At 62.2% G+C, this 24,732-nt stretch carries 27 protein-coding genes; 14 read left to right on the top strand and 13 right to left on the bottom strand.

Annotated features, from left to right (window positions below; translation table 11 throughout):
• Nucleotides 1-208: 208 nt before the first annotated feature.
• Nucleotides 209-1,126 (top strand): CRISPR-associated endonuclease Cas1, encoded by a 918-nt coding sequence (cas1, locus tag C0V72_RS11940; protein WP_172439008.1) that lies wholly within the window; start codon nucleotides 209-211, stop codon nucleotides 1,124-1,126.
• On the opposite strand, the gene C0V72_RS11935 is transcribed toward cas1, so the two are convergent.
• From C0V72_RS11935 to C0V72_RS11895, 9 genes are all read right to left on the bottom strand, one after another.
• Nucleotides 1,115-2,020 (bottom strand): putative phage abortive infection protein, encoded by a 906-nt coding sequence (locus C0V72_RS11935; protein ID WP_101794364.1) that lies wholly within the window; start codon nucleotides 2,018-2,020, stop codon nucleotides 1,115-1,117. The genes cas1 and C0V72_RS11935 overlap by 12 nt on opposite strands.
• Nucleotides 2,021-2,179: 159 nt before the next feature.
• On the bottom strand, nucleotides 2,180-2,482 hold the full coding sequence (locus C0V72_RS11930; protein WP_101794363.1) for a GIY-YIG nuclease family protein: 303 nt from the start codon (nucleotides 2,480-2,482) through the stop codon (nucleotides 2,180-2,182).
• Nucleotides 2,483-2,632: 150 nt separating this feature from the next.
• On the bottom strand, nucleotides 2,633-3,451 hold the full coding sequence (locus tag C0V72_RS11925; protein ID WP_101794362.1) for a crotonase/enoyl-CoA hydratase family protein: 819 nt from the start codon (nucleotides 3,449-3,451) through the stop codon (nucleotides 2,633-2,635).
• Between the two features lie 71 nt (nucleotides 3,452-3,522).
• Entirely contained in the window at nucleotides 3,523-3,921 is a 399-nt protein-coding gene (locus tag C0V72_RS11920; protein ID WP_101794361.1) for a winged helix-turn-helix domain-containing protein, read from the bottom strand.
• Nucleotides 3,918-4,346, bottom strand: coding sequence for a JAB domain-containing protein (locus C0V72_RS11915; RefSeq protein WP_101794370.1), 429 nt, complete (start codon nucleotides 4,344-4,346; stop codon nucleotides 3,918-3,920). Before C0V72_RS11915 ends, C0V72_RS11920 begins: the two co-directional genes overlap by 4 nt.
• Before the next feature lie 53 nt (nucleotides 4,347-4,399).
• Nucleotides 4,400-4,906 (bottom strand): hypothetical protein, encoded by a 507-nt coding sequence (locus C0V72_RS11910; RefSeq protein ID WP_101794360.1) that lies wholly within the window; start codon nucleotides 4,904-4,906, stop codon nucleotides 4,400-4,402.
• A 4-nt stretch (nucleotides 4,907-4,910) separates the two neighbouring features.
• Nucleotides 4,911-5,258, bottom strand: coding sequence for a hypothetical protein (locus C0V72_RS11905; RefSeq protein WP_101794359.1), 348 nt, complete (start codon nucleotides 5,256-5,258; stop codon nucleotides 4,911-4,913).
• 25 nt (nucleotides 5,259-5,283) lie between these two features.
• Nucleotides 5,284-5,886: a hypothetical protein gene (locus C0V72_RS11900; protein ID WP_101794358.1), complete on the bottom strand. Its 603-nt coding sequence runs from the start codon at nucleotides 5,884-5,886 to the stop codon at nucleotides 5,284-5,286.
• Between the two features lie 105 nt (nucleotides 5,887-5,991).
• Nucleotides 5,992-7,191, bottom strand: coding sequence for an LL-diaminopimelate aminotransferase (locus C0V72_RS11895; RefSeq protein WP_101794357.1), 1,200 nt, complete (start codon nucleotides 7,189-7,191; stop codon nucleotides 5,992-5,994).
• A 161-nt stretch (nucleotides 7,192-7,352) separates the two neighbouring features.
• Here C0V72_RS11895 and C0V72_RS11890 point away from each other — a divergent pair, with 161 nt between their 5' ends.
• From C0V72_RS11890 to C0V72_RS11860, 7 genes are all read left to right on the top strand, one after another.
• Nucleotides 7,353-9,281, top strand: a complete 1,929-nt coding sequence (locus C0V72_RS11890) for a PHA/PHB synthase family protein (RefSeq protein WP_101794356.1) — start codon at nucleotides 7,353-7,355, stop codon at nucleotides 9,279-9,281.
• Nucleotides 9,282-9,430: 149 nt separating this feature from the next.
• Nucleotides 9,431-10,279, top strand: coding sequence for a phasin family protein (locus C0V72_RS11885; protein ID WP_101794355.1), 849 nt, complete (start codon nucleotides 9,431-9,433; stop codon nucleotides 10,277-10,279).
• Nucleotides 10,280-10,501: 222 nt separating this feature from the next.
• A complete protein-coding gene (gene clpS, locus C0V72_RS11880) occupies nucleotides 10,502-10,924 on the top strand; it encodes an ATP-dependent Clp protease adapter ClpS (protein WP_101794354.1) in 423 nt (140 codons plus the stop codon).
• Nucleotides 10,925-10,949: 25 nt separating this feature from the next.
• On the top strand, nucleotides 10,950-11,456 hold the full coding sequence (locus tag C0V72_RS11875; protein ID WP_101794353.1) for a DUF427 domain-containing protein: 507 nt from the start codon (nucleotides 10,950-10,952) through the stop codon (nucleotides 11,454-11,456).
• 108 nt (nucleotides 11,457-11,564) lie between these two features.
• Nucleotides 11,565-12,812, top strand: coding sequence for an LptF/LptG family permease (locus C0V72_RS11870; RefSeq protein ID WP_101794352.1), 1,248 nt, complete (start codon nucleotides 11,565-11,567; stop codon nucleotides 12,810-12,812).
• A 7-nt stretch (nucleotides 12,813-12,819) separates the two neighbouring features.
• Nucleotides 12,820-13,923 carry an LPS export ABC transporter permease LptG gene (gene lptG / locus C0V72_RS11865; protein ID WP_101794351.1) on the top strand — a complete coding sequence of 368 codons (1,104 nt, stop codon included), beginning with the start codon at nucleotides 12,820-12,822 and terminating at the stop codon, nucleotides 13,921-13,923.
• Nucleotides 13,920-14,438, top strand: coding sequence for a GNAT family N-acetyltransferase (locus C0V72_RS11860; protein WP_101794350.1), 519 nt, complete (start codon nucleotides 13,920-13,922; stop codon nucleotides 14,436-14,438). The genes lptG and C0V72_RS11860 overlap by 4 nt, the downstream gene beginning before the upstream one ends.
• Nucleotides 14,439-14,453: 15 nt before the next feature.
• Here the strand turns inward: C0V72_RS11860 and C0V72_RS11855 are convergent, their stop codons facing one another.
• A complete protein-coding gene (locus C0V72_RS11855) occupies nucleotides 14,454-15,551 on the bottom strand; it encodes a fatty acid desaturase family protein (RefSeq protein WP_101794349.1) in 1,098 nt (365 codons plus the stop codon).
• Nucleotides 15,552-15,689: 138 nt separating this feature from the next.
• Between C0V72_RS11855 and C0V72_RS11850 the strand changes: the two genes are divergently transcribed.
• Both C0V72_RS11850 and C0V72_RS11845 read left to right on the top strand, forming a co-directional pair.
• Nucleotides 15,690-16,895 (top strand): N-acetyltransferase, encoded by a 1,206-nt coding sequence (locus C0V72_RS11850; protein WP_101794369.1) that lies wholly within the window; start codon nucleotides 15,690-15,692, stop codon nucleotides 16,893-16,895.
• 339 nt (nucleotides 16,896-17,234) lie between these two features.
• Complete coding sequence (locus C0V72_RS11845; protein ID WP_101794348.1) at nucleotides 17,235-18,023, top strand: response regulator; 789 nt, start codon at nucleotides 17,235-17,237, stop codon at nucleotides 18,021-18,023.
• A 9-nt stretch (nucleotides 18,024-18,032) separates the two neighbouring features.
• Here C0V72_RS11845 and C0V72_RS11840 read toward each other — a convergent pair whose 3' ends face one another.
• The gene (locus C0V72_RS11840; RefSeq protein ID WP_324761540.1) at nucleotides 18,033-19,790 is read right to left on the bottom strand and encodes a CHASE domain-containing protein; all 1,758 of its coding nucleotides are present in this window, start codon (nucleotides 19,788-19,790) and stop codon (nucleotides 18,033-18,035) included.
• A 197-nt stretch (nucleotides 19,791-19,987) separates the two neighbouring features.
• Here C0V72_RS11840 and C0V72_RS11835 point away from each other — a divergent pair, with 197 nt between their 5' ends.
• Nucleotides 19,988-20,239 carry a NepR family anti-sigma factor gene (locus C0V72_RS11835; RefSeq protein WP_101794346.1) on the top strand — a complete coding sequence of 84 codons (252 nt, stop codon included), beginning with the start codon at nucleotides 19,988-19,990 and terminating at the stop codon, nucleotides 20,237-20,239.
• Nucleotides 20,236-20,859: a sigma-70 family RNA polymerase sigma factor gene (locus C0V72_RS11830; protein WP_101794345.1), complete on the top strand. Its 624-nt coding sequence runs from the start codon at nucleotides 20,236-20,238 to the stop codon at nucleotides 20,857-20,859. The genes C0V72_RS11835 and C0V72_RS11830 overlap by 4 nt, the downstream gene beginning before the upstream one ends.
• A 194-nt stretch (nucleotides 20,860-21,053) precedes the next feature.
• Here C0V72_RS11830 and C0V72_RS11825 read toward each other — a convergent pair whose 3' ends face one another.
• On the bottom strand, nucleotides 21,054-21,662 hold the full coding sequence (locus tag C0V72_RS11825) for a superoxide dismutase (protein ID WP_101794344.1): 609 nt from the start codon (nucleotides 21,660-21,662) through the stop codon (nucleotides 21,054-21,056).
• An 84-nt stretch (nucleotides 21,663-21,746) separates the two neighbouring features.
• Nucleotides 21,747-23,036 carry a dicarboxylate/amino acid:cation symporter gene (locus C0V72_RS11820; RefSeq protein ID WP_101794343.1) on the bottom strand — a complete coding sequence of 430 codons (1,290 nt, stop codon included), beginning with the start codon at nucleotides 23,034-23,036 and terminating at the stop codon, nucleotides 21,747-21,749.
• 96 nt (nucleotides 23,037-23,132) lie between these two features.
• Here C0V72_RS11820 and glmM point away from each other — a divergent pair, with 96 nt between their 5' ends.
• Together glmM and C0V72_RS11810 are read left to right on the top strand one after the other, a co-directional pair.
• Nucleotides 23,133-24,470 carry a phosphoglucosamine mutase gene (gene glmM, locus C0V72_RS11815; RefSeq protein ID WP_101794342.1) on the top strand — a complete coding sequence of 446 codons (1,338 nt, stop codon included), beginning with the start codon at nucleotides 23,133-23,135 and terminating at the stop codon, nucleotides 24,468-24,470.
• A gap of 11 nt (nucleotides 24,471-24,481) precedes the next feature.
• Nucleotides 24,482-24,706: a DUF1272 domain-containing protein gene (locus C0V72_RS11810; RefSeq protein WP_101794341.1), complete on the top strand. Its 225-nt coding sequence runs from the start codon at nucleotides 24,482-24,484 to the stop codon at nucleotides 24,704-24,706.
• The last annotated feature ends 26 nt before the right edge of the window (nucleotides 24,707-24,732 follow it).

Genomic DNA, 24,732 nt, shown 5'->3' with positions numbered 1-24,732 from the left:
CCGCTCGGGCTACGCCCTCCCAGCGCTCGCCAAGGCGCGGATCAAGTGGCCTGATTTTGCGCCGCCCAATGGCCGACTTTTACTCCGCCGTTGACAATGGGCAATTCGCTCCGAATTTTGGCTTTCCGAATATGGTCAATCGCTCCCCGTTCGAAAGGCGCGACAGCGCAATCCTGCCCCCCTGATATTGAATGGCCACGGCGTTTCGATGCGAGTTGAAAGCGGCGCATTGGTCATTCGAGATGGTTTTACCCATTACCCGCAAAAGCAAATCCGATATCGGTTTTTCCCTCGCGACTTCGAATTGCCGACACGGATAATGTTGCTGGACGGCAGCGGCACCCTTTCCTTTGATGTGCTGTCATGGCTGGCAGATCAAGGCGTGGCCCTTGCCCGGATCAAATCCAATGGTGACGTTGCGATTGTCGCCAGCGGCGCGGGTTATGCTGGCGACCGTCAAAAGGTCGAATGGCAACTGGCCATGCGGGCGGACATGGCCAAACGCCTCGGCTTCGCCGCAGACCTTATCCGGCGCAAAATCGCATCAAGCATCGCAACGCTAGAAGACCATATCCCGCCGTCGAAATTGCGCGATATGGCGGTAGCCAAAGCCCACGCCGGAATTGAGCGGCTAGAGCGTGAAACCTTCGCCGACATGAACGCCATATTCGCCATCGAAGGCGAGTGCGCATCGGCCTATTTCCGTTCGTGGCAGGGTCTGCCCGTTCAATGGAAGGGCATCACGCGTCGCCCAATCCCGCAAGATTGGCACGCTTACGGACTGCGCAGCTCACTTGCGACCGGCGTGAAGGCCGAAAACCGCAACGCTTCGCACCCGGTCAATGCAATGCTGAATTATGCCTACGCGGTGAAGCTGGCAAAGGTGCAGATCGAAGCCATCGCTGATGGATATGATCTTACGATTGGGATCATGCACAACAGCAAGCGGGGCAGTCACGCATGGGCGCTCGACATGATCGAATTGGAGCGCTCTGCCGTGGATGCGAAAATCCTGCAACTCGTGCGCGACCACACCTTTGCCCCGGCTGATTTCATTCTGCGCAAGGATGGCTGTTGCAGGCTATCGCCGCAGCTTGCGCGGGTGGTGGCAAGTTTATTCTCCTGAATCGCTTGCCCAGCCGATTTTGGGGACGAAAGGTTTAAAATTCATAGGATTTTTCCCGAAGGCTCGCTCGTCTGCGAACTCTGCATGCTCGCTGTCCAGCAGGCGTTCGACGGGTAGATTATCAAAGAGCTCAAAGTGGTCTGCATAATGTCGGAAAGCCTGCCCGGCGACCGAGATATTATTGTAAAAAAGTATCAGCAACTCTTGATCTGAAAGTTGCGACCTTAACAATTTTGGGTAGAATTCTTCTTGGATTTCACTTTGTTCAATGAAACGGAAAAAATTATATAAGAACCTAAAATAATGACCAAGCTCCGTCTTGGCATCTTTCCAAAATAAAAAATATGACAGCTCAGAAATTTCCTTTTTTGAATTTTTATCCTTTAATTTTTCGTAATTTTCCCGATATATTCTTGTAAATCTTGTATAAAATATGCTGAAAGCATCGCGCCCTTTTGTGATATTTCCACTATCTTTGTTGATAAGATCAATAGAATCCAAAATCGAATTGTGTAGTTTTAGCATTTCAAAAAATGTGTTCTCGAATGATTGTTTCTTAAGAGTACTATCTTGTTTCTCTAAGGCTGTTGCGGATCGCTCCAGTTCTTTACGGGTAAGCGAAAGTTCTTGGCGTTGCAGCCAAATAGTAATCAAAACTGCAAAAAAAGTTATGAAAGTTAGTATCGGGTTGAGCAAGCCTCCCGTGAAATCGCCCCATGCCCCAAGGCTCTTGTACGACTCGACGTTCTGATAACCAATTATCAGAACGCCTGCGATCACTGCCGTAGCGACAAAAGAGAGCAGCCACAGTCCGTAAGTAAATGGTGTACTTGCCTCGGGGTCAGCGCCTTCGGTGGGCTTGATCCACGCTCCACGGACATAATCATCAGTCATATTGCCCCCTGCACTCTCTAGATCGACAAATGCAAACTTTGACCGTCTAATGCAAGGCACTGATAAACTGGGGGACCCTAGATCATTGTGGTCGGAAGCAAGCTTTCCCTGAGCATTCGCTATACCCCCCGTGCTTGACACGGGGCTTGGCTACCTTTGCTAAGTCTCGGGCGCGAACCATTGCTCCCACAGATCGTCCCATTCGGGATTGTCTGCTTCGATCAGCGCAAACTTCCATTCGCGCCGCCATTTCTTGACGAGCTTTTCGCGGGCGATGGCGCCTTCGATGGTATCGTGACGCTCGACATAGACGAGGCGCGTCTTTGCGAAGTCAGCGACATGGCGTGAACCTCTGCCCTCGCGGTGCTGATAAACCCGAGCGAGCGCGTCTGCGGTCACGCCGACATACATCCCGCCGCGATAGCGGTTTGCCATGATGTAGACCCAGCCACCCTGCTCCATACACCGCGTATCGCGCCAACGCCGAAGGAAGAAAAGCCAAGCCCCGTGTCAAGCACGGGGCGACGGTCAAGGGTGATGGCAGCAGTCCACCCAAAAACGGTCATTCGTGAGTGAACACGCTCGCCCTCAAAGCGGACGCTTCGCGCTACCCTAAACGTCCTCGAAGTTCGGCTTGCGGCGCTCCATTTCGGCCATGACTGCTTCGACCTGATTGCGGCTGCGCATAATTGCGTGCTGCTCGATGCTTTCTTCGAGCAGGATCGCATCGGTCTCACGCTCCCACATTCCCGCCTGAAGTCGCTTGGCCGCACGGATCGCGTGCGGGTTCTTGAGCGCGATCTGGCGGGCAATGGCAAAGGCACGCTCGCGCGGGTTTTCGTCGACATAAGTCGCAAGGCCCAGCGCCTGGGCTTCCGCGCCAGTGAATTCGCGGTTGGTGTAGATCAGTTCGCGCAGCACATCCTCGCGCACCAGACCGCGCCACAGCACGTAACCGCCCATATCAGGCACCAGACCCCACTTCATCTCCATGATCGCCATGCGGGTTGTGGGATGGACGACGCGGATATCAGCGCCGCTGGCAATCGCCAGCCCGCCGCCAAAGCATACGCCATGAACGGCCGCGATGACCGGAACGGGAAGCTTGCGCCATTGCATCGCCACTTGCTGCGCGCGGTTGGCGTTGCCGTAAGTGCGCTCCGTCAGACTTGGCTCGTCCTCAGGCACCTTGCGCGAAAAATTGGACAGGTCGAGCCCGGCACAAAAGGCCCGGCCTTCGCCCGATAGCACCACCGCCCGCAGGCCCTTCATCCGCTGGAGCGTGCTGCCTGCCTCAATAATGCGCTGAAACATCTCCGGATCGAGCGCGTTCATCTTGTCGGCCCGTGCAAAGCGGACTTCGGCGACGCCGTCGTCGCCCAGTTCTATGGCAACGCGGTCGTTGGCGATCGTGGTGGCAGTAGCGGACATGGTGCAGTGATCCCTCGCGGCCTATATTTTGCAGGAGATTGACCCAACTGCCGGACGCTGTCCAGAGCGCTCTAGCCTGCGCCAGCCGCCCCAGCCCCGCCGGAAAGATCGGTCGGTGCCGGCACGACGAGGACGTAGCCTCCCTCGGCATGCGTCCCAATCAGCGAGGCGAGGCCTACAGCGTCAAGTTTGACGCCGATCCGCAGAACACAAGCTGCCACACTTTGGCAGATGGTGTCGGACGGCAGGCCCCAAGCCTCTGCCAGCAACTGCGCTTCGGTCAGCAGCGCCCCCGGCTGCTGAGCCAACCGCCACAGCAGCGCAAATTCGCGGGGGTGCAAGCCAAGCCAGCGGTCATCAACCCGGCCGTCCCGATGAAACAGATCAAGCGTAACATCACCAGCCTCGCGGAACCGCGGGCCTGTCACATCGCAGGCCGAAAAGTGGTCGGGATGCAGAACCGCGTTCACAGCAACCCTCCTGCACGCATTGAATAGACGGCATTTTCGGTGAAAATTAGATGATCGATCAGCGCGATGTCTAGCGCACGCGCCACGTCGGCGAGGCGGCGGGTGGCCGCGATGTCGCAGCCGCTGGGCCGACAATGGCCCGAAGGGTGACTATGCGCCAGGACAATACCGGCCGCATCAAGGCGGAGCGCGTGCCCCAACAAGGTGCGCATGCGCAGCACCAGCATGCTCATCGTGCCGAGGCCGCACGGTGCATCGCCCACCCATGTGCTGCGCGAATCGACGAAAATCGCATGCCCGCGCTCGTGCGTGGCTGGCGGCGCCAGCACGATCCTGCGCAAATAGGTGACCATGCAGGCCGTTTCGTCTTCCTGCGGGCCTGCCCTGTCCCATGCAACCGGGCGGGGAAGCGTCAGGATCGGCATGTTGGCAGGCGCCGGGCGGCGTGAGCGGCGGGCATGAAATATCTCCTGTAACGCTACATCCGGAACCAGCGCAGGCCGGGTGGGGCCGCGCGCCATTCACGGTAGGGGCCAAAGCGGTGCTCGCGCCGCCAATGACGCAAGCAGCCGCCAAGCAGCAGCAAGAGTTGGCAATAGGACGGACCGATGATCAACACCGCGATCGCGAAGGGCGTGACGGTATCGACCATCGACTGAACCGCATGAGCGACAACCGCAACCAGTTGAAAACCGGCGATCCACAGCGGGTAATTGCGGTTGGCGTTGAGCGCGATGGCAACAAATTGCACAGCGGCAAACACATCGATCAGGAACATGACGGGCGCATAGGGCCCGACCTCGGCAGCGCCCAGATCAAGCCACCAGACCACATAGATCGGCAGCACCATTGTCGCCAGGAAGGTGCCGATCAACCAACGCTCCGGGCCACCGCCCCAGCGCCAGATCGCCGCTGCAAGCAGGAAGGCAGTCAGGTGCTGCGCAGTAGCCCGGTAAGTGTTGAAGAGCTCGGCCCAATCCATCATTCGTTCACGCCTGCGCCAACTCCCGCACGGACGTGGGCATGGCCGCCAGATCGGCTTCACTGAAAACAGTCGGCATGCCGGTATCGCCGCCGGCATGGACCCGCGCGACCTTGCTGAGTTCGTCGTGCACCCGCAGCAGGCTGGTGGACATCGCCAAGGCCTGGCTTTCAGCCTCGGTCAGCCGCACCAGTGCACGCTGTCCGGTATGGACCTCGATAACCGGGTTCTGGCGGGCAGCAAGCATGGCCTGCTTCAACCGAGCCATGGCGATGATCGATTCATCGGCAAGCGCTTCGGCTTCGCGGATCAGTTTCTTGAGATTGTAGGCATCAGCGTGGATCCGATCTTCCATTCTTGTTCTCCAGCGCTGCCGGTGCTCACCCGGCTACGACCTTTTGCTCCGCAGAGTAGGTGGTTCTGCCCTCCGTCGCCGCGCTGAGCGCCACGGCTGCGGTGACCGCAAGGACCACCGAAGCCAAGACGCCCGATGCGATTCCGACAATCGCTGCCAGACGAAACAGGACGGCATGCTCACCATCGAGCACTCCGGGGACGACCTTGGGTTCGCCTGGTTTCAGCCATGGCACCTGTTCCATCAGAGGCAGGGCATCGTTGAGAACCAGTTGACCGGGATCGTCCCGGCCAACGAAATCAGTGAGATCAGTCGCAGCGTTAATCTGAGTTTTTGTGTATGCAGCTTGGCTGTAGGGGTTCAGAAAATCTGCATTTTCTATAGTATGTAAATGCTTTTCCGAAGAATCTTCAATTCCGTCGGCAACGCGCGTGACGCGGTAATTTTCCACCAGTTCGCCCAGACTTGCGGCCGTATAGACATCCTTGAGGGCGCGGATGTGCTGGTTGATCCGCGTCTCGGACACGCCAAGCTCTTGTGCGATCACCTTGATCGGCACCCGCCGGTCAATGCGTTCCATCACGGCCCGCTGCCTGTCAGTAAGCCGCCGCGCGGCTCCGGACGTCATGCCCCTCTCCTTCATTTGTTTGCCGCAGGTTACACACAAACTAACGCGGAACGGATGGGATTTCTCCCATTTTGGATCAGAAACATCAGCAAATAGAAAGTCGGTCTAGCCGCCGGGACTGTTGACACCGACCGACTGGAGATAACGCTTGATGTTGCGCGCGGCCTGACGGAGCCGTTGTTCGTTCTCCACCATCGCGATCCGGACATAGCCCTCGCCGTTTTCGCCATAGCCAACGCCTGGGGCGACAGCGACCTGCGCCTCGGTCAGCAACTGCTTGGAAAACTCGAGGCTTCCCATCGCTTTCAACGCTGGCGGCAGCGGCGCCCAGGCGAACATCGAGGCGGGCGGCGGTGGAATGTCCCATCCGGCACGGCCAAAGGCTTCGACCATCACGTCGCGGCGCTTGTGATACAGCGCACGGTTGGTGTCGATAATGTCCTGCGGACCATTAAGCGCGGCGCAGGCCGCGGCCTGGATCGGCGTGAAGGCGCCGTAATCGAGATAGGATTTGACCCGCGTCAGCGCCGCGATCAGCTGTTTGTTGCCGACCGCAAAACCCATCCGCCAACCGGCCATCGAATAGGTCTTCGACATCGAGGTGAATTCGATCGCAACGTCCTTGGCCCCTTTCACCTGCATGATCGAAGGGGTGGGCTTGCCGTCGAAATACAGTTCGGAATAGGCCAGATCGCTCACCACCCAGACCTGGTTCTCCTTGGCCCACGCCACCAGCCGTTCATAGAACGCCAGATCGACGATTTCGGACGTGGGGTTGGACGGATAGCTCACCACCAGCACACTCGGGCGCGGCACGGTGTAATTCATCGCGCGTTCGAGCGATTCCCAATAATGCTCGTCCGGGGTCGTCGGCACCGAACGGATCGTCGCGCCGGCGATAATGAAGCCGAAGGTGTGGATGGGGTAGCTGGGATTGGGAGCCAGCACGACGTCGCCCGGCGCGATAATCGCGGTCGCAAGGCTGGAGAGGCCTTCCTTCGACCCCATCGTCACCACCACCTCGGTATCAGGATCAAGCTCGACCCCGAACCGGCGGCCATAATAGCCTGCTTGCGCGCGGCGCAGACCGGGAATGCCTTTCGACTGCGAATAGCCGTGAGCATCGGGTTTGGCCGCCACTTCGCACAGCTTGTCGATGACATGCTGCGGCGGGGGCTGATCGGGGTTACCCATGCCAAGATCGATGATGTCCTGCCCTGCCAGCCGCGCGGCATGACGCATGGCGTTGACTTCCGCGATCACGTACGGAGGCATGCGCTTCATGCGGTAGAACTGGTCATTCATCGTCTGTCATCACCCTGTCTTGGGCCGGTATGATGGGACCGGCGCTTTTCTCCCTAGGCGAAACTCTCCGCAGGTGGGAAGGCGTTTTTGGGTGAGTTGCGGGCGAGCCGGATAAGCGGCACTACTGCGGCGGCGCGATGGAAAAGGGACGATTGAGGGCAATGGCACAAGATAGCGACCCGATGGCGGCAACGACCGAGGGCCTCAAGAGCTTCTTCGATATGCAAGGCAACGCCATGCGCGAGATGCTGTCCGGGCAGGGCCTGGATGCGCTTTTGGGCGCGGGCATGAAAGGGGCGATGGACCCGGCAGACCTGACGCAATGGGCCGCGACCGCCACGCAGCTTCAACAGCTGTGGCTCGATTTTGCCACGCATCAGGCACAGGCTGCTGCCGACAAAGCTGCCAAAGGCGGAGCAGGAAGTGCCAACATGCTCGACCCGGCGCAGTGGCTGGTGATCTCGCAGTCGATGCTTGGCCAGATGCCCAAAGGGATGTTCGAGGCCTCGGCCAAACTAGCGCAGGACCAGATGCAGCTGTGGTCAGGCGTGATGCAAAGCTTCGTTGCCGGCGCGACAGGGGGCAAAATGGGCGATGCGCCCGATGCCGCCGCGCTGCCCAAAAACGATCGCCGGTTTGCCGATCCGGCCTGGCGCGAGCACCCCGCCTTTCTGCTGCTGCATCAGACCTATCTGATGCTGGCCGACTATTTCAAATCGAGTGTGCGGCAGATGGACGGGCTTGACCGGGCCAAGCGCCAGCAGCTGGAATTTGCCGTGAGCGCGCTGGCGGAAGCGATGAGCCCGGATAACTTCCTCGCCCTCAACCCCGCCGTCATGAAACGCACGATGGAAACCAAGGGCGCCAATCTGGTGCGCGGGATGCAGCATCTGATAGGCGATCTGAAGCGCGGACAGTTGACCCATACTGATCCCAATGCGTTCCGGCTGGGCGAAAACCTGGCGGCAACCCCGGGCAAGGTCGTCCACGAAACGCCGATCTTCCAGCTGATCCAGTACAGCCCCACAACCGAGACCGTGCTGGAGGTGCCGCTGATCATCTTCCCGCCGTGGATCAACCGATTCTACATCCTCGACCTCACGCCCAAGAAAAGCTTCATCAAATGGGCGGTGGATCAGGGGATCACCGTGTTCGTGGTCAGCTGGAAATCGGCGGACGAGACGATGGGCGATGTGGTGTGGGACGATTACGTCCGCGCCCAGATGGAAGCGATCGACCATGTGCGCGCGCGGCTCGATGTGCCGGCTGTCCACACCATCGGTTACTGCGTGGCGGGGACGACACTGGCGGCAACGCTCGCGATCCTGTCGCGCCGCGGCGAGGCGGACAAGGTCAAATCCGCCACCTTCTTCACCGCGCAGGTCGATTTCGAGAAGAGCGGCGATCTCAAGAATTTCATCGACGATGGCCAGCTCGAAATGATCGGGCAGCTGTCGCCGCATGGTTACCTCGACGGGCGCTATCTCGCGGCCGCGTTCAACGCGCTGCGGGGCCGTGACCTGATCTGGAACTATGTGGTGAACAACTACATGATGGGTGAAGATTACCCCGCCTTCGATCTGCTCCACTGGAACGGCGACGTCACCAACCTGCCCTCCAAATGGCACAATGCCTATTTGCGCGATCTCTACCGCGACAACAAGCTGGTGGTGCCCGACGCGCTGGAGGCGGACGGCACGCCGATCGATCTGACGCGCGTGGCCACGCCCAGCTTCGTTCAGGCTGGGCGGGAGGACCATATTGCGCCGGCTGAAAGCGTGTGGCGCATTACAAAGCATTTCACCGGGCCGATGGAATTCCTGCTGGCGGGCTCCGGCCATATCGCAGGTGTCGTCAATCCACCCGCGGCGGGGAAGTACCAGTATTGGGTCGGCGATAGCGCTGCGCCTTCCTTGAAGGATTTCGTCGCAGGCGCGACCGAGCATCCGGGCAGCTGGTGGCCGCACTGGCTGGAATGGCTGCACCGCCAGTCCGACACGCGCGTTCCTGCAACGGGCAAGCGCATGCCCGGCGGCAAGGGTGATCCCGCGATCGAAGACGCACCGGGGCGCTATGTGAAGACGCGGTGACGGCGGCCCTGCCCAGCACGGCTATGCTGATCGGACTGCCAAGCTATTGAACCTGCAAACTTTCGTACATTTTTGTGCAGTGCACAAAATGGCTTGACTTCGCATTTGCATTCACTATTTTGTGCAATGCAACATGAAGCGAGGTCATCATGTCCGAAGTTGAAACCAATGCCGCAGAAGTGAAAGCCCCGGTCGCCAAGATCGATGCGGCTGCCGAAAAGGTGATCGCACAAGCGGCTGCCACGGCCGCCGATGCACCTGTGGCGGCGGCTCCGACGGCACCAGCCACGCCCGTTTCTGCGGGTGTAAAGGCGGCTGCGGCTCCCAAGGCGACCATCGCAGCCAAACCGGCGCCGACCGCAAAGAAAGCAGCGGCTGCCAAGAAGAAGCCCGTTGCCAAGCCCGTCAAGAAGACGGCTGCCGCAAAGACGGCTGCGAAGAAGCCGGCCCTGGCAAAGAAGGCTGCAAAAGCCACTGCCGCCGCGCCCAAGACCAACCCCGTCATCAAGCTCAAGGACACCATCATGGCCACTGCCAAGAACACCGACATCGCCGCGACCGCCAAGGAAGTCTTCGCTGACGTCCAGACTCGCGCCAAGACGGCTGCCACCACCGCCAAGGCGACGGCGACCACCGCCTACGCCAAGACCACCGAACTGACCGCCGAAGCGACCGAGTTCACCAAGGCGAATGTCGAAGCTGTCGTCGAAAGCGGCAAGATCTTCATCGCCGGCGCGCAGGAACTGCTCAAGGACAACATCGAAACCGGCAAGACCGTGATCGAAACCGTCACCGAAGATGCCAAGAAGGTTGCCGCGATCAAGTCGCCGACCGAACTGATGCAGCTTCAGGGTGAAATCGCCCGTCGCAACTTTGACGCGCTGGTTTCCTACGGCTCCAAGCGCACCGAAGCCTGGGTGAAGCTCTACAACGAAGCCTTCGCCCCGATCTCGAACCGCGTCAGTGTCGCGGTCGAGAAGGTCAAGAAGGCAGCATAAGCCAAGCGTTTCTGAGCCGGGCCTCTCTCCTCTCTCCCAACCCGGTTCACGAAAGAGCGCTGAAAAGCGCGGGCCGGCCAGACCAGCGTCTGGCCGGCCCTTTTGTTTGTCTGACACACGGGGCGTTTCGTGCCCATTGCCTCGCTGACCGCCGCAAGAACGACCGAAACAAATCGCACCAAGCGCTTGCACTGCCGCGCGCCTTTCCCATAATGGAGGCTCATGCCGATCAATGCCCTCCCTCCCCTCGCCGACACGGCCGAGCCGCTTGCGACGCTCGCGCCTTTCGCGCCCGCGCCGGTCCGCGCGAATGACGAGGATGGCGGCAAGGATGATGGCGGTTCGGGCGGCAGCCAGATCGGCGTCGCCACCAAGACCCGCGCCAAGGCCAAGAAGCCGAGCCAGTACAAGGTGCTGATGCTCAACGATGACTACACCCCGATGGAATTCGTGGTGCTGGTGCTGAAGCGCTTCTTTTCGATGGACCTCGAACAGGCCACCCGCGTGATGCTGCATGTCCACCAGCGCGGCGTGGGCGTGTGCGGCATTTTCACCTACGAAGTGGCCGAAACCAAGGTCAATCAGGTGATGGATTTCGCCAAGCAGAACCAGCACCCGCTGCAATGCACGCTCGAAAAGGCGTGATCGCGCACCTCGGCTTCCACCGCTGATGCGGCAGCCGCATCACCCCAAGCCTGATCCCGTCCTGCCCGGTCAGGAAAGCGTCTGGGATTACCCCCGACCTGCCATTGCCGAGCCGACCTCGCGCCATATCCGGATCGTCCATCAAGGTGTGGTGCTGGCCGATAGCCGCTCCGCTTGGCGCACGCTCGAAACCTCGCACCCGCCAACCTATTATATTCCGCAGCGCGATATTGCGATGGCCTGTCTGCGGCCCAACCCGGCCCGCTCGATCTGCGAATGGAAGGGGCAGGCCGTCTATTGGGATGTCGTGATGGGCGCTGATTGCCGTGCGGGCGCGGGCTGGAGCTATCCTGCGCCAACCCCGCCCTTCGCCGGGATCAAGGATCACATCGCCTTCTACGCCGCCCCGTTCGACGAGATCACCGTTGATGGCCAACCCGTCACACCCCAACCCGGCGGTTTTTATGGCGGCTGGATCACGGCGGCCGAGGCAGGCCCGTTCAAGGGCATTCCCGGCAGCCGCTTCTGGTAAATCCCCGGCTCATGTTGCCTGAGCCAGCATTGTGCACAATTGGGGGCATGACGCGCGGGAGCGAAGCCGCTAGGGCATGAAGGCCTCGCGCCAGCCACGGAACTGCACTTGTCCAACCTGATCCCCAGCATTGATCGCTATATCCTGCGGCTCACGCTTGTGCCGATGCTGGGTGTGTTCGCGCTTGCGGCAAGCCTGCTGACGCTCGACAAGATGCTGCGCCTGTTCGATTTCGTGGCGGTTGAAGGCGGGCCGGTGGGCATTGTGTTCAAGATGCTGGGTGCGATGATCCCCGAATATGCGAGCCTTGCCGTCCCCCTGGGCCTGCTGCTGGGCGTGCTGCTGGCGTTCCGCAAACTTGCCACATCATCCGAACTCGACACCATGCGGGCTGTCGGGTTGTCCTATAACCGCTTGCTCAGGATGCCCTATTTCATCACGCTGGCGCTGGTGGGCGTCAACATCGCGCTGGTGTTCTACATCCAGCCGATCAGCCGCTATTATTACGAGCAGATGGAATATGAACTGCGGTCGGGCGCGCTGGGCGCATCGATCAAGGTCGGCGAGTTTACCACCATCGCGGACCGCATGGCCCTGCGGATCGAAGCCAGCGAGGACGATGGCCGGCGGCTGGTCGGCATTTTTGCCCGCGTCGCCAATGCCAAGGGGCAGGTGCTGTCAATCTCGGCCAAGGAAGGCGCGTTTCTTGCCACCCGCGACAATCCCGACACGATCATCCTGCGCCTGACGGAAGGCACGATTATTCAGGACACCGGGATGAAACAAGGCGGTGCGGAAACGCCGCGTGTGCTCAGCTTCAGCCGCCACGACCTGCCGATCGATCTGCCCGCCATCGAAAACTTTCGCGCCCGCGGCAATGCGACGCGCGAATATATCCTGCCCGAATTGCTGCGGATCGGCTGGAGCCGCGATACCACCCCCGGCCAGCGCGATGCCAGCGTGGCCAGCTTCAACTTCCGCCTCGTGGAAATCCTGATGATGTTCCTGATGCCGCTGCTGGCAGTCGCGCTGGCGATCCCGCCCAAGCGGTCAACCAGTGCGCTGGGCGTGTTTGTCTCGATCGTGATGGTTGTCGCCTATCACAAGATCAACCAATACGGCGAAGATGTCGCCTCGCTCGGACGGGTTGATCCGGTGCTCGCCTTCTGGGTGCCTTTCGTGCTGTTCGCTTCCCTGATTGTCTGGATGTATTACCGCGTGGCCTTTGTGCCGGGCGGACAGGCGATCGGCGCGCTGGAGACCGCCTTTGCCAAGCTGGGCAAACGGATGGGCAAACTGTTCACCCGCCGCCCGCCGCGCAGCTATCAGGCGCAAGCGGCCGCCGCGGCGGAATAGGCAGGCCATGCAGCTCGATTTCTTCCCCTCGCGCACGCTGACGCTCTATCTGGCGAAGCTGTTTGTTGTCCGAATTCTGGCCGTGCTGGTGATGCTGGTGCTGGTGCTGCTGGCGCTGGATCTCCTTTCGGAAACAGGCGCGATCCTGGCGGTGCCGGGCAATGGACAGGCGCAGATCCTCGAATATGCCGGGCTGCGGATGCCGCAGCTTGTCTCGCGGTTTTTGCCCTATTCGGTGCTGCTGGCGACGCTGATCACGCTGGTGGCGCTCAACCAGAACAGCGAAGTGGTGGCGATGAAGGCCGCCGGGCTCAGCGCCCATCAGGTGCTGGCGCCGCTGTTGCTGACAGCGGCCCTCGTGTCGCTGCTCAGCTTCGGCTTCAATGAACGCGTTGTCACCCGCGCCAATGCAACGATGAAAGCGTGGGAGGCGGCAGAATATGGCCCGATTCCCGCCGCTGACACCGGCGGGGTGCGCTCGGGCGTGTATCTTACCGATGGCGACAATATCCTTGCCGCCACAACCCTGACGGGATCGGGCACCAACATCGTACTGACCGGCGTAACCTGGTATGCCCGCGCGCCCGGCGGGATCATCCGCGAACAGATCCGCAGTCCGCGCGCGACCTATGCCGCGCCCGGCTGGCGGCTAGAAGCCCCGGTGAGGTTCGACGTTGCCGGAGCGATGACAGAACGCCCCCCGGCGCTGGTGGTTGGCCGCAACCTCACCCCGGAACGGATCATGCTGCAATCGGTCGATGTCGATGGCCAGAGCTTCTGGGAGCTGTCGGACAGCATTACCGCCTACGAGACCGCCGGGCGCAACACCGATGAGATGCGCGCCAAGTGGTGGCACCGCTTGTCGGGTCCGCTGTCGGCACTGCTGATGCCGCTGCTGGGCTCGATTGCGGCCTTTGGCCTCGCGCGATCAGGGCAATTGTTCGTGCGCGCCATTATCGGCATGGCGCTGGGCTTTGCCTATTTCGTGGTCGATAACGCCGCGCTGGCGATGGGCAGCTTCGGCGGCTATCCGCCGTTCCTAGCCGCCTGGGCACCCTTTCTGTTGTTCCTGCTGGTCGGCGAAACCGTGCTGATCCGGACGGAGGAATGAGCACCACCAACTGGTCGCTCCGCCTCGCGCGGGCCGCCGATGCCGATGTGATGCCCGGGATCGAACAGGCCGCGGCAACAAAGGCCTTTGCGGGTGAGGCCTCGATTGATCCGGCCCGCACCCGTTCGCACGAAGATTACGCCCGCCTGATCCGCAAGGGCCACTGCCTTGTCGCCCACGTTGGCGAGGCGATGGCCGGCTTTCTGGCCGCGCAGCCCTTCAGCCGCGAACTGCACATCTGGGAAATGGACGTGGCGCCCGCGTTCCAGCGCCGCGGGATCGGGTCGGGGCTGGTGCGTGCCGCGATGATCGATGCGCGCAACACCGGGTTCAAGGCGTTGACGCTGACAACCTTTCGCGATCTGGCCTGGAACGCGCCCTTCTATGCCCGGCTGGGCTTTGATGAGGTCACCGCGCTCGATGCCCACCCGCGTCTTGCGGGCGAATTGGCGAACGAGGTGGACGACGGCCTGCCCGCCGACCGTCGCTGCGCGATGATCTGCTTTCTGGATTAGGGGAGCGGCGCGCGGTCAGGCCGCCTTTTTCCCCATCGTGCTGCGCGCGATCCGCGCCACCAGCGTCGCCATGCCGGGGTGATTGGCGCCCGTATAGGTCGAACCCGTCCCCAGCTCGCGCGCGAGGCGGCGGTGTGCTTCGGGCAAGTCGTGATAGGGCATCGAGGGCATCAGATGGTGCAGCGCATGGTAACGCAGCCCCACCGGCGCCCAGATTTCAGCCGCCAGCCCCGGCGGGGGCACATTGACGCTGTCGAGGAACTGCGCAGTCACCGTCATCGGCTCGCCTTCGTTCTCCCACAGGTGCGCCACCAGCGTGCGCAACTGGTTGAGCACGGCGGTCAGCGACAGGATTGCCAGGGCCGTGGCGAGCGGCTGCCAGCCGACCACGAACACGCTGGCGATCAGCGCGATGGCCCACAGGCTCGCGCCCGCTTCCTGCCAGCGCACCCGGCCCACAAAGTCGCCTTCGGGGGCCTTGCGGCGAAATTCGGGATTGATCGAAAGCGCCGAAAAACGCTCCCACGTGAAGGTGCGCACCGCCGGGACGATCAGCCCAAGCGGATAGAGCACGCCAAACCGCACCAGCAGCGCGACCGGCGCCAGCAGCGCGACCAGCACGAACAGCGGCAGGCTCCACGGCTTCATCAGCGCGAGCGGCAGATATTCGGGATCTTCCACCGTGCCATATTGCGTGCGCTTGTGGTGGATGGTGTGGACGCCTTCATACATGAAACTGGGCGTCAGCAGCGGGATGCCGACAAGCAGGTTCCAGCCCGTGCGAAAGCCCGGCAACGCATCGCGGTGAATATGGGTGAGTTCATGGATGAACATCAGCGCGCGGTACATCGCCAGCGCAGCCACCAGCCCGGCGACAAGCTGGACCGCAAGGCTCGGCGAAAGGATCGCCGTCGCAATCCCGGCATAACCGGCCGCCGCTGACACCAGCATGTCGGTCCAATAGATCGCAGGCTTTGCCTCGCCCAACCCTTTGGTCAGATCGCGCGCGGCGCGCAGCATCGCCTTGTCGTCCTCGGCCATGAACTGGACGCGGGTTGCCCGGGCCGAAACCGGGGCATGAGGCTGCGTGGAGAGGGACTGGTGAACCGTCATTTCTGGATCATTTCTGGGTCGTTTTCGGCCTATTCCGGCGGCACGCTCTACCCGAAAACAGGGTCTGAGCCAAACGCGGGATGTTGGTGAGTGTAATCGATAGCCTTGCGTGAACGGCGTCTGCGCGACACAGACACCTTGATCACAAGCAAATACGAGGATGGGTGCGTGACGGATGTGACGGCCAACGCGGTTGAGATAGAGATCGAACCAGTCAACGACAAGCGCGGTCGGGCCGCCTTTGTCGATTGCGGGCGCGCGTTTTCGGACCGCTTGCCGCATTTTGTTCCGCAAATCCGCGGCGAACAGCTGGAACTGGTCGATCCGGACAAGAACCCATTTTTCGGCCACGCCCGCGTGCAGCTGTTCATCGCCCAGCGCGCGGGCAAGCCGGTCGGACGGATTTCGGCCCATATTGATGAACTCGCCCTTGCCATGCCCGCCGCTCAGGGCTTTGGCCCCGGCACCGGGTTCTTCGGCTATTTCGATGCCGAGGATGAAGACGTCGCCCGCGCGCTGCTTTCCAGCGCCGAGGCATGGCTGGCGGGCGAAGGGATGAAGCGCGTGCTTGGCCCGATCTCGCTATCGATCTGGGAGGAACCCGGGCTGCTGGTGCGCGGGCAGGATCACCCGCCGATGATCATGATGGGCCATCATCCCGCGCATTATGCCGGCTGGATTGAAAGTGCAGGCTACACCCGTGCCAAGTCGCTCTACACCTATGATCTTGATATCACCCGCCCGTTTTCCCCGCTGATCCAGCGGATCGTGCAATCAGGGCACAAGAACGCCCGGATCAACGTGCGGCGCGTGCGCAAGGATCGCTGGGACGAGGAAGTGGCCACCATCCTCGCGATCCTCAATGATGCATGGTCGGACAATTGGGGGTTTGTCCCCTTCAGCCCGGCCGAAGTCGCCTATGCAGGCAAGAAGCTGCGGCCGATCATCCATGAAGAACTCAACATGATCGCCGAGGTCGACGGACGCCCTGTTGCGTTCATGCTGACCTTCCCCGATGTCAACGACGCGCTGGCCAAGATCAAGGGCAAACTGTTCCCGTTCGGCTGGCTCACCATGCTGCGCTGGCTGCGGCATCCCAAAGGCGCCGGGATGCGCGTGCCATTGATGGGCGTGCTGAAAGAACTGCACAACACCCGTATGGCAAGCCAGCTGGCCTTCATGATGATCGAGACGATCCGCCAGCAAGCCAACCTCAAGTTCCAGTCAACCCGCGGCGAGCTGGGCTGGGTGCTGGATGATAATCAGGGGATGAACGCCATCGCCGATACGATCCAGAGCAAGATCAACCGCGAATATGTGATTTACGAGCGGATGCTTGGTTGAACAGGTTCGCTGGCGCGAACCGCAGGGCGGGCGGTCTGCGTCGTGCGCCAACACGACCAACCAAAAAAGGCCTCCGTTGCAGAACAACGGAGGCCTTTCGGGATCGTATCACCAGCCGCTTGGACGGGAGGGGGGTCTCGGCGGTGACAAGGTGATAATGATCGGCCCCGACGGCGGTTCCCGGCGCTCGCAAAATTTTTTTGCCGTAACGTCAATTTGGTCGGAACCTGCCTGAAACCAGCGGCTTGCCGGATAATTGCGACGGCGCGGCCGGGAACCGCTATCGCGCCGCAGGGATTGCGCTATCACATCCCCTTGGACTCCAGCGAAAGGTACCTCATGTCTCTCGGAAGCCAGATCGCGGCCAATCTGCCGTTCCTGCGCCGCTATGCCCGCGCGCTGACGGGATCGCAGGTGAGCGGCGATGCGTTTGTGCGCGAGATGCTTGAAGCGGTGCTGGCCGACGATACGCTGAAGGCCAGTCTGGCAGGCGGTCGGGTGCCGCTGTACCGAGCGTTCAGCAAGGTCTGGGGCAGCGTGTCCGGCGCCGCTGCCACCGGCACTGCAACCAGCGAACACGAAATCGGCGCACAGGCACGGCTGGGCACCATCACTCCGCCCGCACGCCAGGCCTTGCTGCTGACCACCTTGGAAGATTTCACGGTTGCCGAGACCGCCGCGATCCTTGACCGCACGCCTGAGGACATCAGCCAGATGGTGGCCAGCGCCATCGCCGAGATCGAGCGCGAACAGGCCACATCCGTGCTCATCATCGAAGATGAACCGCTGATCGCGATGCAATTGGAAGACCTCGTCATCAGCCTTGGCCATACGGTCAGCGGCACCGCAGCCACGCGCACGCAGGCCCGCGCGGCGGCTGCCGAAGCGATGCCCGGACTGGTGCTGGCCGATATCCAGCTGGCCGACGGATCATCGGGACTGGATGCGGTCGATGATATCCTCAGCGTGGGCACGATGCCGGTGATCTTCATCACCGCCTACCCCGAACGCCTGCTGACCGGCGACAAGCCCGAGCCGACCTATCTGGTGACCAAGCCTTTCCAGGAAGCCACGGTGCGCGCTGCGATCAGTCAGGCCCTGTTCTTCGGTTCGACCAAGCCATTGTGACGCTTTAGCCTACACTTTGCCCCGCCGATCGGCTTCCTTTTCGCGAATCCTGAAATCTGCCGGGCGGCGCACCGGAACGCGCAGCACGCAGCGCACGCCCGAGGGTGCAAAGTCGAGCGTAACCGGCTGGCGCAGTTCATGCGCGACCACCCGCTCGATCAGTTCAGTGCCGAACCCGCGGCGGCGTTGGCTGGCGACCGGCGGCCCGCCTGTTTCCTGCCATTCGACCTCGGCCCAGGCAGCCTCTGCGCCGTGTTCTTCCCCGCGCTGCCAACGGATCGTGACCTGCCCGCCCGGCACACTCAGCGCGCCGTATTTCGCCGCATTGGTCGCCAGCTCGTGTACCGCCAGACCGAAGGACAGCGCATCATTGGGGGCCAGTTCCAGTTCGGGCCCATCAAGCAGGATCGTATCGTCCAGCGCGCTGCGGAAATGCTGCAATTCAGCCTCGATCACAGCGCGGATCGGGGTGGTACCCCAATCCGTGACCGTCAGCAGATCATGCGTCGCCGACAGCGCCCGGATACGGCCTTCCAGACTATCGGCAAAGTCATCCAGTCCGCTCGCGCGGCGGCGGGTCAGCGACAGGATCGACAGCACGTTCGCCAGCGTATTCTTGACCCGGTGGTTCAATTCGCGGGTCAGGGAATTGCGGATCGAGTGCTGTTCTTCAAAGAACGCCAGCCGCGCCTGATCCTCGAACGCCTGCTGGGTCAGCAGCCGGGCCAGCAGCATCAGCAGGCTCGCCAGCGCGAGGCCGAAGGTCAGCGTCACCATCGAGAGGGGAGAAAGCACCTGCACATTGCCGCTTTCGATCACCAGCATCAGCTGGCGATCGGCGATGGTGACTTCCTGTTCGACCGTATCCTTGGCCGCATCGCTGATCGAATGGGCCACCAGCAGATGCCCCGTGCTGACCTCGCCATCATACAGCCTTACGCCGAACCGGCCCTGACCCTGCCGGTCGATGGCCGCATCAAGAAATTCGCGTGCGCGAAACGGGGTGTAGACAAACCCGGCCAGCCGCCTCTCGCCCGGCTGCCCCATCCGGAAGACCGGCATGTAGATGGCAAAGGCGGGCGCGGTGGCGCTGGTTTCCTGCATCAAGAAAATCCGGCCCGATGCAGCCGGGCGCAGGGTCAGTTCCGCCTCGGCCATGGCGGCGGCGCGGGCCGGGTCGGAATACATGTCATAGCCCAAAGCCCGGCGGTTGAGCGGGGTGACAGGGGCAAACATCGCCACGGGCGCAACCCGCCCGGTGCTGCTGGCGGGCGCGGGGAAGATATCGGGAAAAGCAGGCTGACCGGCGCGGGTCTGCGCCAGAAACGCGGGCAGATCGCGTGCTTCCAAGACCGGGATCCAGCCGATGCCTTCGGCGCCGGAATATTCGGTATTGAGCTTGAGCGCGCGCACGAAACTGTCGAAGGTTTCAGGGCTGACCTGCTCGACGCTGGCGAACAGGGCCGCACCCGCGCGCAGGTACGAAGTAAAGCCGCTGCCGCTGCGGTCCAGTGCGGCGGCAACGCCTTGCGCGTATTCGCGCATCTGCGCACGCTCGCGGTCGCGGGCATTGCTTTCGATGGCAAACACGCTGAGCGCGGTGATCGCGGCCAGTGCCAGAAAGATGACCAGCGGAATCGCGCGCGGATACAGCACCAGCCAGCGCCGTGCCCGCCCCGATGAGGTCGGCGGCGGCTGTGCAGGGCCACGCCCATCAAGCCGGGGCGGATCGGTATCAGGGGTGATAACGAGCGGGTCGATTGTCAAAATCCTCTCCGGGCCGCGGCACAAAGCATGAGGCCCGGGTCGCAGCCGGAACCAAACTGGTAGCGCATCGTTCCCGAATCGTCCAAACTCGGTCAGCGCCAACGCATCGGTCGCAGTGTTATGGTCAGCCCGCAGGGCGGCACAAATGGTCTCATGGTGAGGCCGGGACGACGGGATCAGGGACAAATTTTAGTATCATGGCATCCAATCACCAACGCAGTGGCAGCAACGGCGGAGGCGGCGATGGCGCCCAGCGCCGGCCGCCAGAATGGGCCGACGGGCTCAAGCAGCTGTATGATTCGGTTGTCGAAGAAGCCCTGCCCGACAATTTCAAAGACCTGCTTGATCGGCTTGACGAGATGGATGGCGGCGGCCCCTCGCCCGGCAGCAATGATAATGGCCAAGGCCAAGGCCGGCCGGCCCCGGATGGCAGGGGCAACCCGGCGTGAGCGATACGGGCAGCCCCGGAGGCAGTCTTTCGCCTATCGACAAGGCAAGCTTCAAGCGCGAGTTGACAGGAGTGGTGCCGCACTTGCGCGCCTTTGCCCGCGGCTTGTGCGGCCGGCCCGATCTGGCTGATGATCTCGTGCAGGAAACGATGCTGAAGGCCTGGGCCGCGCAGGACCGGTTCGAACCGGGCACCTCGATGCGCGCCTGGACCTTCGTGATCCTGCGCAACGCCTACCTCACCGACATGCGCCGCAATCGCTTTCGCGGCGAGTATGACGAGGGCGTGGCCGAGCGTATCCTGACCGCGCCGGCCGGGCAGGAGGAGCCAATCCACCTCAGCGATCTGCACCGCGCGTTGCTGACCCTACCGGCCGAACGGCGCGAGGCGCTGCTGCTGGTCGGCGCAGGCGGGTTTTCCTACGAGGAAGCTGCTGCGATCTGCGGCTGTGCGGTCGGCACGATCAAGAGCCGCGTGGGCCGCGCCCGCGCCGCGCTCAGCGAAATGCTGGCCAATGGCAATATCCCGCGCCGCTCCACCGATGATGACATCGCCCACCGCGCGATTCTGGAAGAGCTGGATACGGTCGCGGCGGGCAATGGGGTCAGTTCGCGGGGTTGATTCTCGCAGTCGTCATCCCAGCGGTTGCGAAGCACAACCGAAGGTTGAACGCTGGGACCCAGAGCGGCGAGCACCGGACGATGATGCCCTAGGCCCCAGCTTTCGCCGGGGTGACGTATGATTGAAGAAGGCCCGGAAGCGTCTCCGCCCCGGGCCTTTCTCATTCAGATCCCGAAAAAATCAGGCGCCAATCTTTACGCGTAGGTCCACACCGTCCCGCGCGCAAGGTTTTCGGATGCGAAGGCCCAGTTGAGCTTGTTCTCGACCACGGCATCCAGATAGGCCGGGCGCTTGTTCTGGTGATCGAGGTAATAGGCGTGCTCCCACACGTCGAGCACCAGCAGCGGGTTGAAATCGCTGTCGGCCAGCGTGTCGGCATCGTGGGTTTCCTCGATGCTGAGCTTGCCATCCTTTTCGGCCAGCCACACCCAGCCCGACGCAAAGTGGCCGACGCCGCGGTCCTTGAGCTTCTGCTTCAGTTCATCGACCGAGCCAAACGCGGCTTCGATCCCGGCGACCAGTTCATCCGAAGGCGCGGTGGTTTCGGCCGCCATCGAGTTCCAGTAGAACGCGTGGTTCCAGGTCTGGGCCGAGTTGTTGAACAGGCCCTTGTCGCTGCCGCGCGATGCGGCAACGATTTCTTCCAGCGACTTGTCGGCGTGGGGCGTGCCTTCGATCGCGGCGTTCATCTTGTCGAGATAGGTCTGGTGATGCTTGCCGTAATGGAACGACAGCGTTTCAGCCGAGATCGCCGGTTCAAGCGCGGTGTCGGCGTAGGGAAGCGGGGAAAGTGCGAAAGCCATGGGTATCCTCCAGAAGGCGTAAGTGAAAATCAGTGTGTAGCGATAACGCAGATGTGGGCGAAGGGTTGCAGCTTCAAGGCACCCTTAGTCCTGGACGCTCTCGGACGAAGTCGCAGCGCGGTCAACCGCGCTGGTGACCGCGACATTCATGGTGACATTGCCCAGGGTGCGCATCAGATCGGGCAGCATCTCGACCGCAACCAGCAATGCCAGGGGTTCCACCGGCACGCCCATCGCGAGCGCAATCGGGCCGATCGAGACGACAAAGCTGATCGATCCGGGCAGGCTGACGGCGGAAAGGCTGATGACGCTGGCGATCAGGATGCCCGCCACCGCCACAGTGGGCGATACCTCAACCCCGGCCAAGGCAGCGATATAATAGACCACGGCGAGGTTCATCGCGGCGCTGGTGGCGCGGAAGGTCACGACCGCCAGCGGCAGCACGAATTCTGCGGTCGATGCCCGCAGCCCCAGCCGCCCGGCGCTATCCAGCATCGCCGGCAGGCTGGCGAGCGAGCTTTGTGTCGACAGCGCCACCGCCTGCGCGGGCAGCATGGCCTTGCCAAAGCCGATCACACCCGTTCGCCCCAGTCCCGCCGCAATCCCATAGGCGAGCACCAGAATGAAAGTGCCCATCATCGTCACTGTCAGCACATAATGCCCCAGCGCCGCAAACGCCCCGCCTCCGCTTTGCACGCCGACGCCGTAAGCCAGCGCAAACACGCCCACCGGCGCGATGCCCAGCACCCAGCCGATAATCAGCAGCATCGCATTGCCCAAGGCATGAAAAAACCCGAGCAACCGGTCGCCCTGATCCTGCGGCAGGCGCGTGATGGCGACCGCGAACATCACGAAGAACAGCGTCAGCGGCAGCATCGCCGTTTCAGCCGCGGCAGCAACGACATTGGGCGCGACCAGCGAGGCGAGAAAATCCAGCACCCGCGGCACCTCGCCCACCTCGGACGGGGTCTGCGCCAGAAACGCACCGGCCCCTGCCGGCACCGGCACCGCTTCCAGCAGCAGCGGCATGGCGACCGAGGTGAAAGCCCCGCCCGCCAGTTGCACCGCCACCATCAGCGCAATCATCCGCCGCGCCACCGCGCCGACGCGGGCGGCCAGAATCATCTGCACCAGTCCCAGCACCAGCAGTGCGGCAACCAGCGGGATGATCGTCATTTGAAGCGCGCGCAGCCACAGCCCGCCGATCAGGCCGGCAATATCGGTCGCCGCAGCCGGGGCGCCTGCCAGCGCGCCGATAATCCCGGCAAGCAGACCGCCCACCAGCGCGGCAAACGTCAGCGCCACCGGCAGACGGATCGACACCAGCGCAAATTTCCCCTGCGCGCCTGACGCAGCGCTTTCATCTTCGAGCAACAGCCTATCCTTTAACGGGCCTCTCGCCCTTCACATTGTGCGATAACCGCGCCACAAGCGCGAGACAACATTCCCAGCAGGACGGGGCAGGATTCAATGACACGCAAGCTGTTCGGGACCGACGGGATCAGGGGCCGCACCAATGCGGGCGTGATGACAGCGGCCACCGCGATGAAGGTCGGGCAGGCCGCCGGACGCCACTTCGTGCGCGGCGGGCACCGACACCGGGTGGTGATCGGCAAGGACACGCGCCTGTCGGGCTACATGATGGAAAGCGCGCTGGTGGCAGGCTTCACCAGTGTCGGGATCGACGTCATCATGACCGGCCCCCTGCCCACCCCCGCCATCGCGTTGCTGACCCGCGAAATGCGCGCCGATCTGGGTGTGATGATCTCTGCCAGCCACAACCTGTTCGCTGACAACGGGATCAAGCTGTTCGGCCCTGACGGCTTCAAGCTGTCGGACGAGGCCGAAGCGGAAATCGAACGCCTGATGGAAACCGACATCCCGCTGGTGCCCGCAGAACGCATCGGCCGCGCGCGCCGGATCGAGGATGCGCGCGGGCGTTATATCCACGCGGTCAAGGATTCGGTCGCGTCCGAAATCCGCTTTGATGGACTGAAGGTGGTGGTCGATTGCGCCAATGGGGCGGCCTATCAGGTCGCGCCGTCGGCTATCTGGGAGCTGGGTGCGGAGGTCGTCGCCCTTGGCGTGTCGCCCAACGGGATCAACATCAACGACGGCGTCGGATCGACCGCCATTGCCGCGCTGCAAGCCAAGGTGGTCGAGGAAGGCGCAGATATCGGCATTGCGCTTGATGGTGACGCCGACCGGCTGATCGTGGTTGATGAAAAGGGCCGCGCTGTCGATGGCGATCAGATCATGGCGCTGATCGCAGGCCGGATGCAGGACCGCGGAAGCCTGCGCGGCGGCGGGATCGTGGCAACCGTGATGAGCAATCTTGGCCTTGAACGCTATCTGGCGGGCCGGGGGCTTGATCTGGTGCGCGCCAAAGTGGGCGATCGCTATGTGCTCGAAGCGATGAAGGCGGGCGGGTACAATGTCGGCGGCGAACAATCGGGCCACATGATCCTGCTGGATTACGGGACCACAGGCGATGGCACCGTGGCCGCGCTGCGCGTGCTGGCGAGCCTCGTTCGGTCGGGCAAACCGGCAAGCGAATTGCTCCATGTGTTTGATCCGGTGCCGCAGCTTCTGAAGAACGTGCGCTACGAAGGCGGCAAGCCGCTCGACAACGCCCGCGTTAAAGCCGTGATCGCCGAGGCCGAGGCCGCGCTGGCAGGCAAGGGCCGCCTTGTCATCCGCCCTTCAGGCACGGAACCGGTGATCCGGGTGATGGCGGAAGGAGACGACCAGAGCCAGGTCGAACAGGTGGTGGATGCCATCTGCGAGGCGGTTCACGCGGCGGCTTAGGAGGTCTTGCGATGCTGGAAATGCGTCCCGATTGCGAAATGTGCGGTATCGGCCTTCCCGCCGAAGCGCCGGGTGCCTTTATCTGTTCGTTTGAATGCACGTTCTGCGCGGAATGCGCCGAGGATCTGGACGATGCCTGCCCCAATTGCGGCGGCGAACTGATGGACCGCCCGACGAGGGCCAAGGCGCTCCACGCGAAGCATCCGCCTTCCACCCAGCGCCGACACAAGGGCTGACCCCTCTCATCATCGCAGACCGCCGT

This window comes from Porphyrobacter sp. TH134 (genome assembly GCF_002855495.1).
Taxonomy (GTDB): Bacteria; Pseudomonadota; Alphaproteobacteria; order Sphingomonadales; family Sphingomonadaceae; genus Erythrobacter.
The sequence above is the reverse complement of the archived record's forward strand: the minus strand, read 5'-3'. Positions and strand labels throughout refer to the sequence as shown.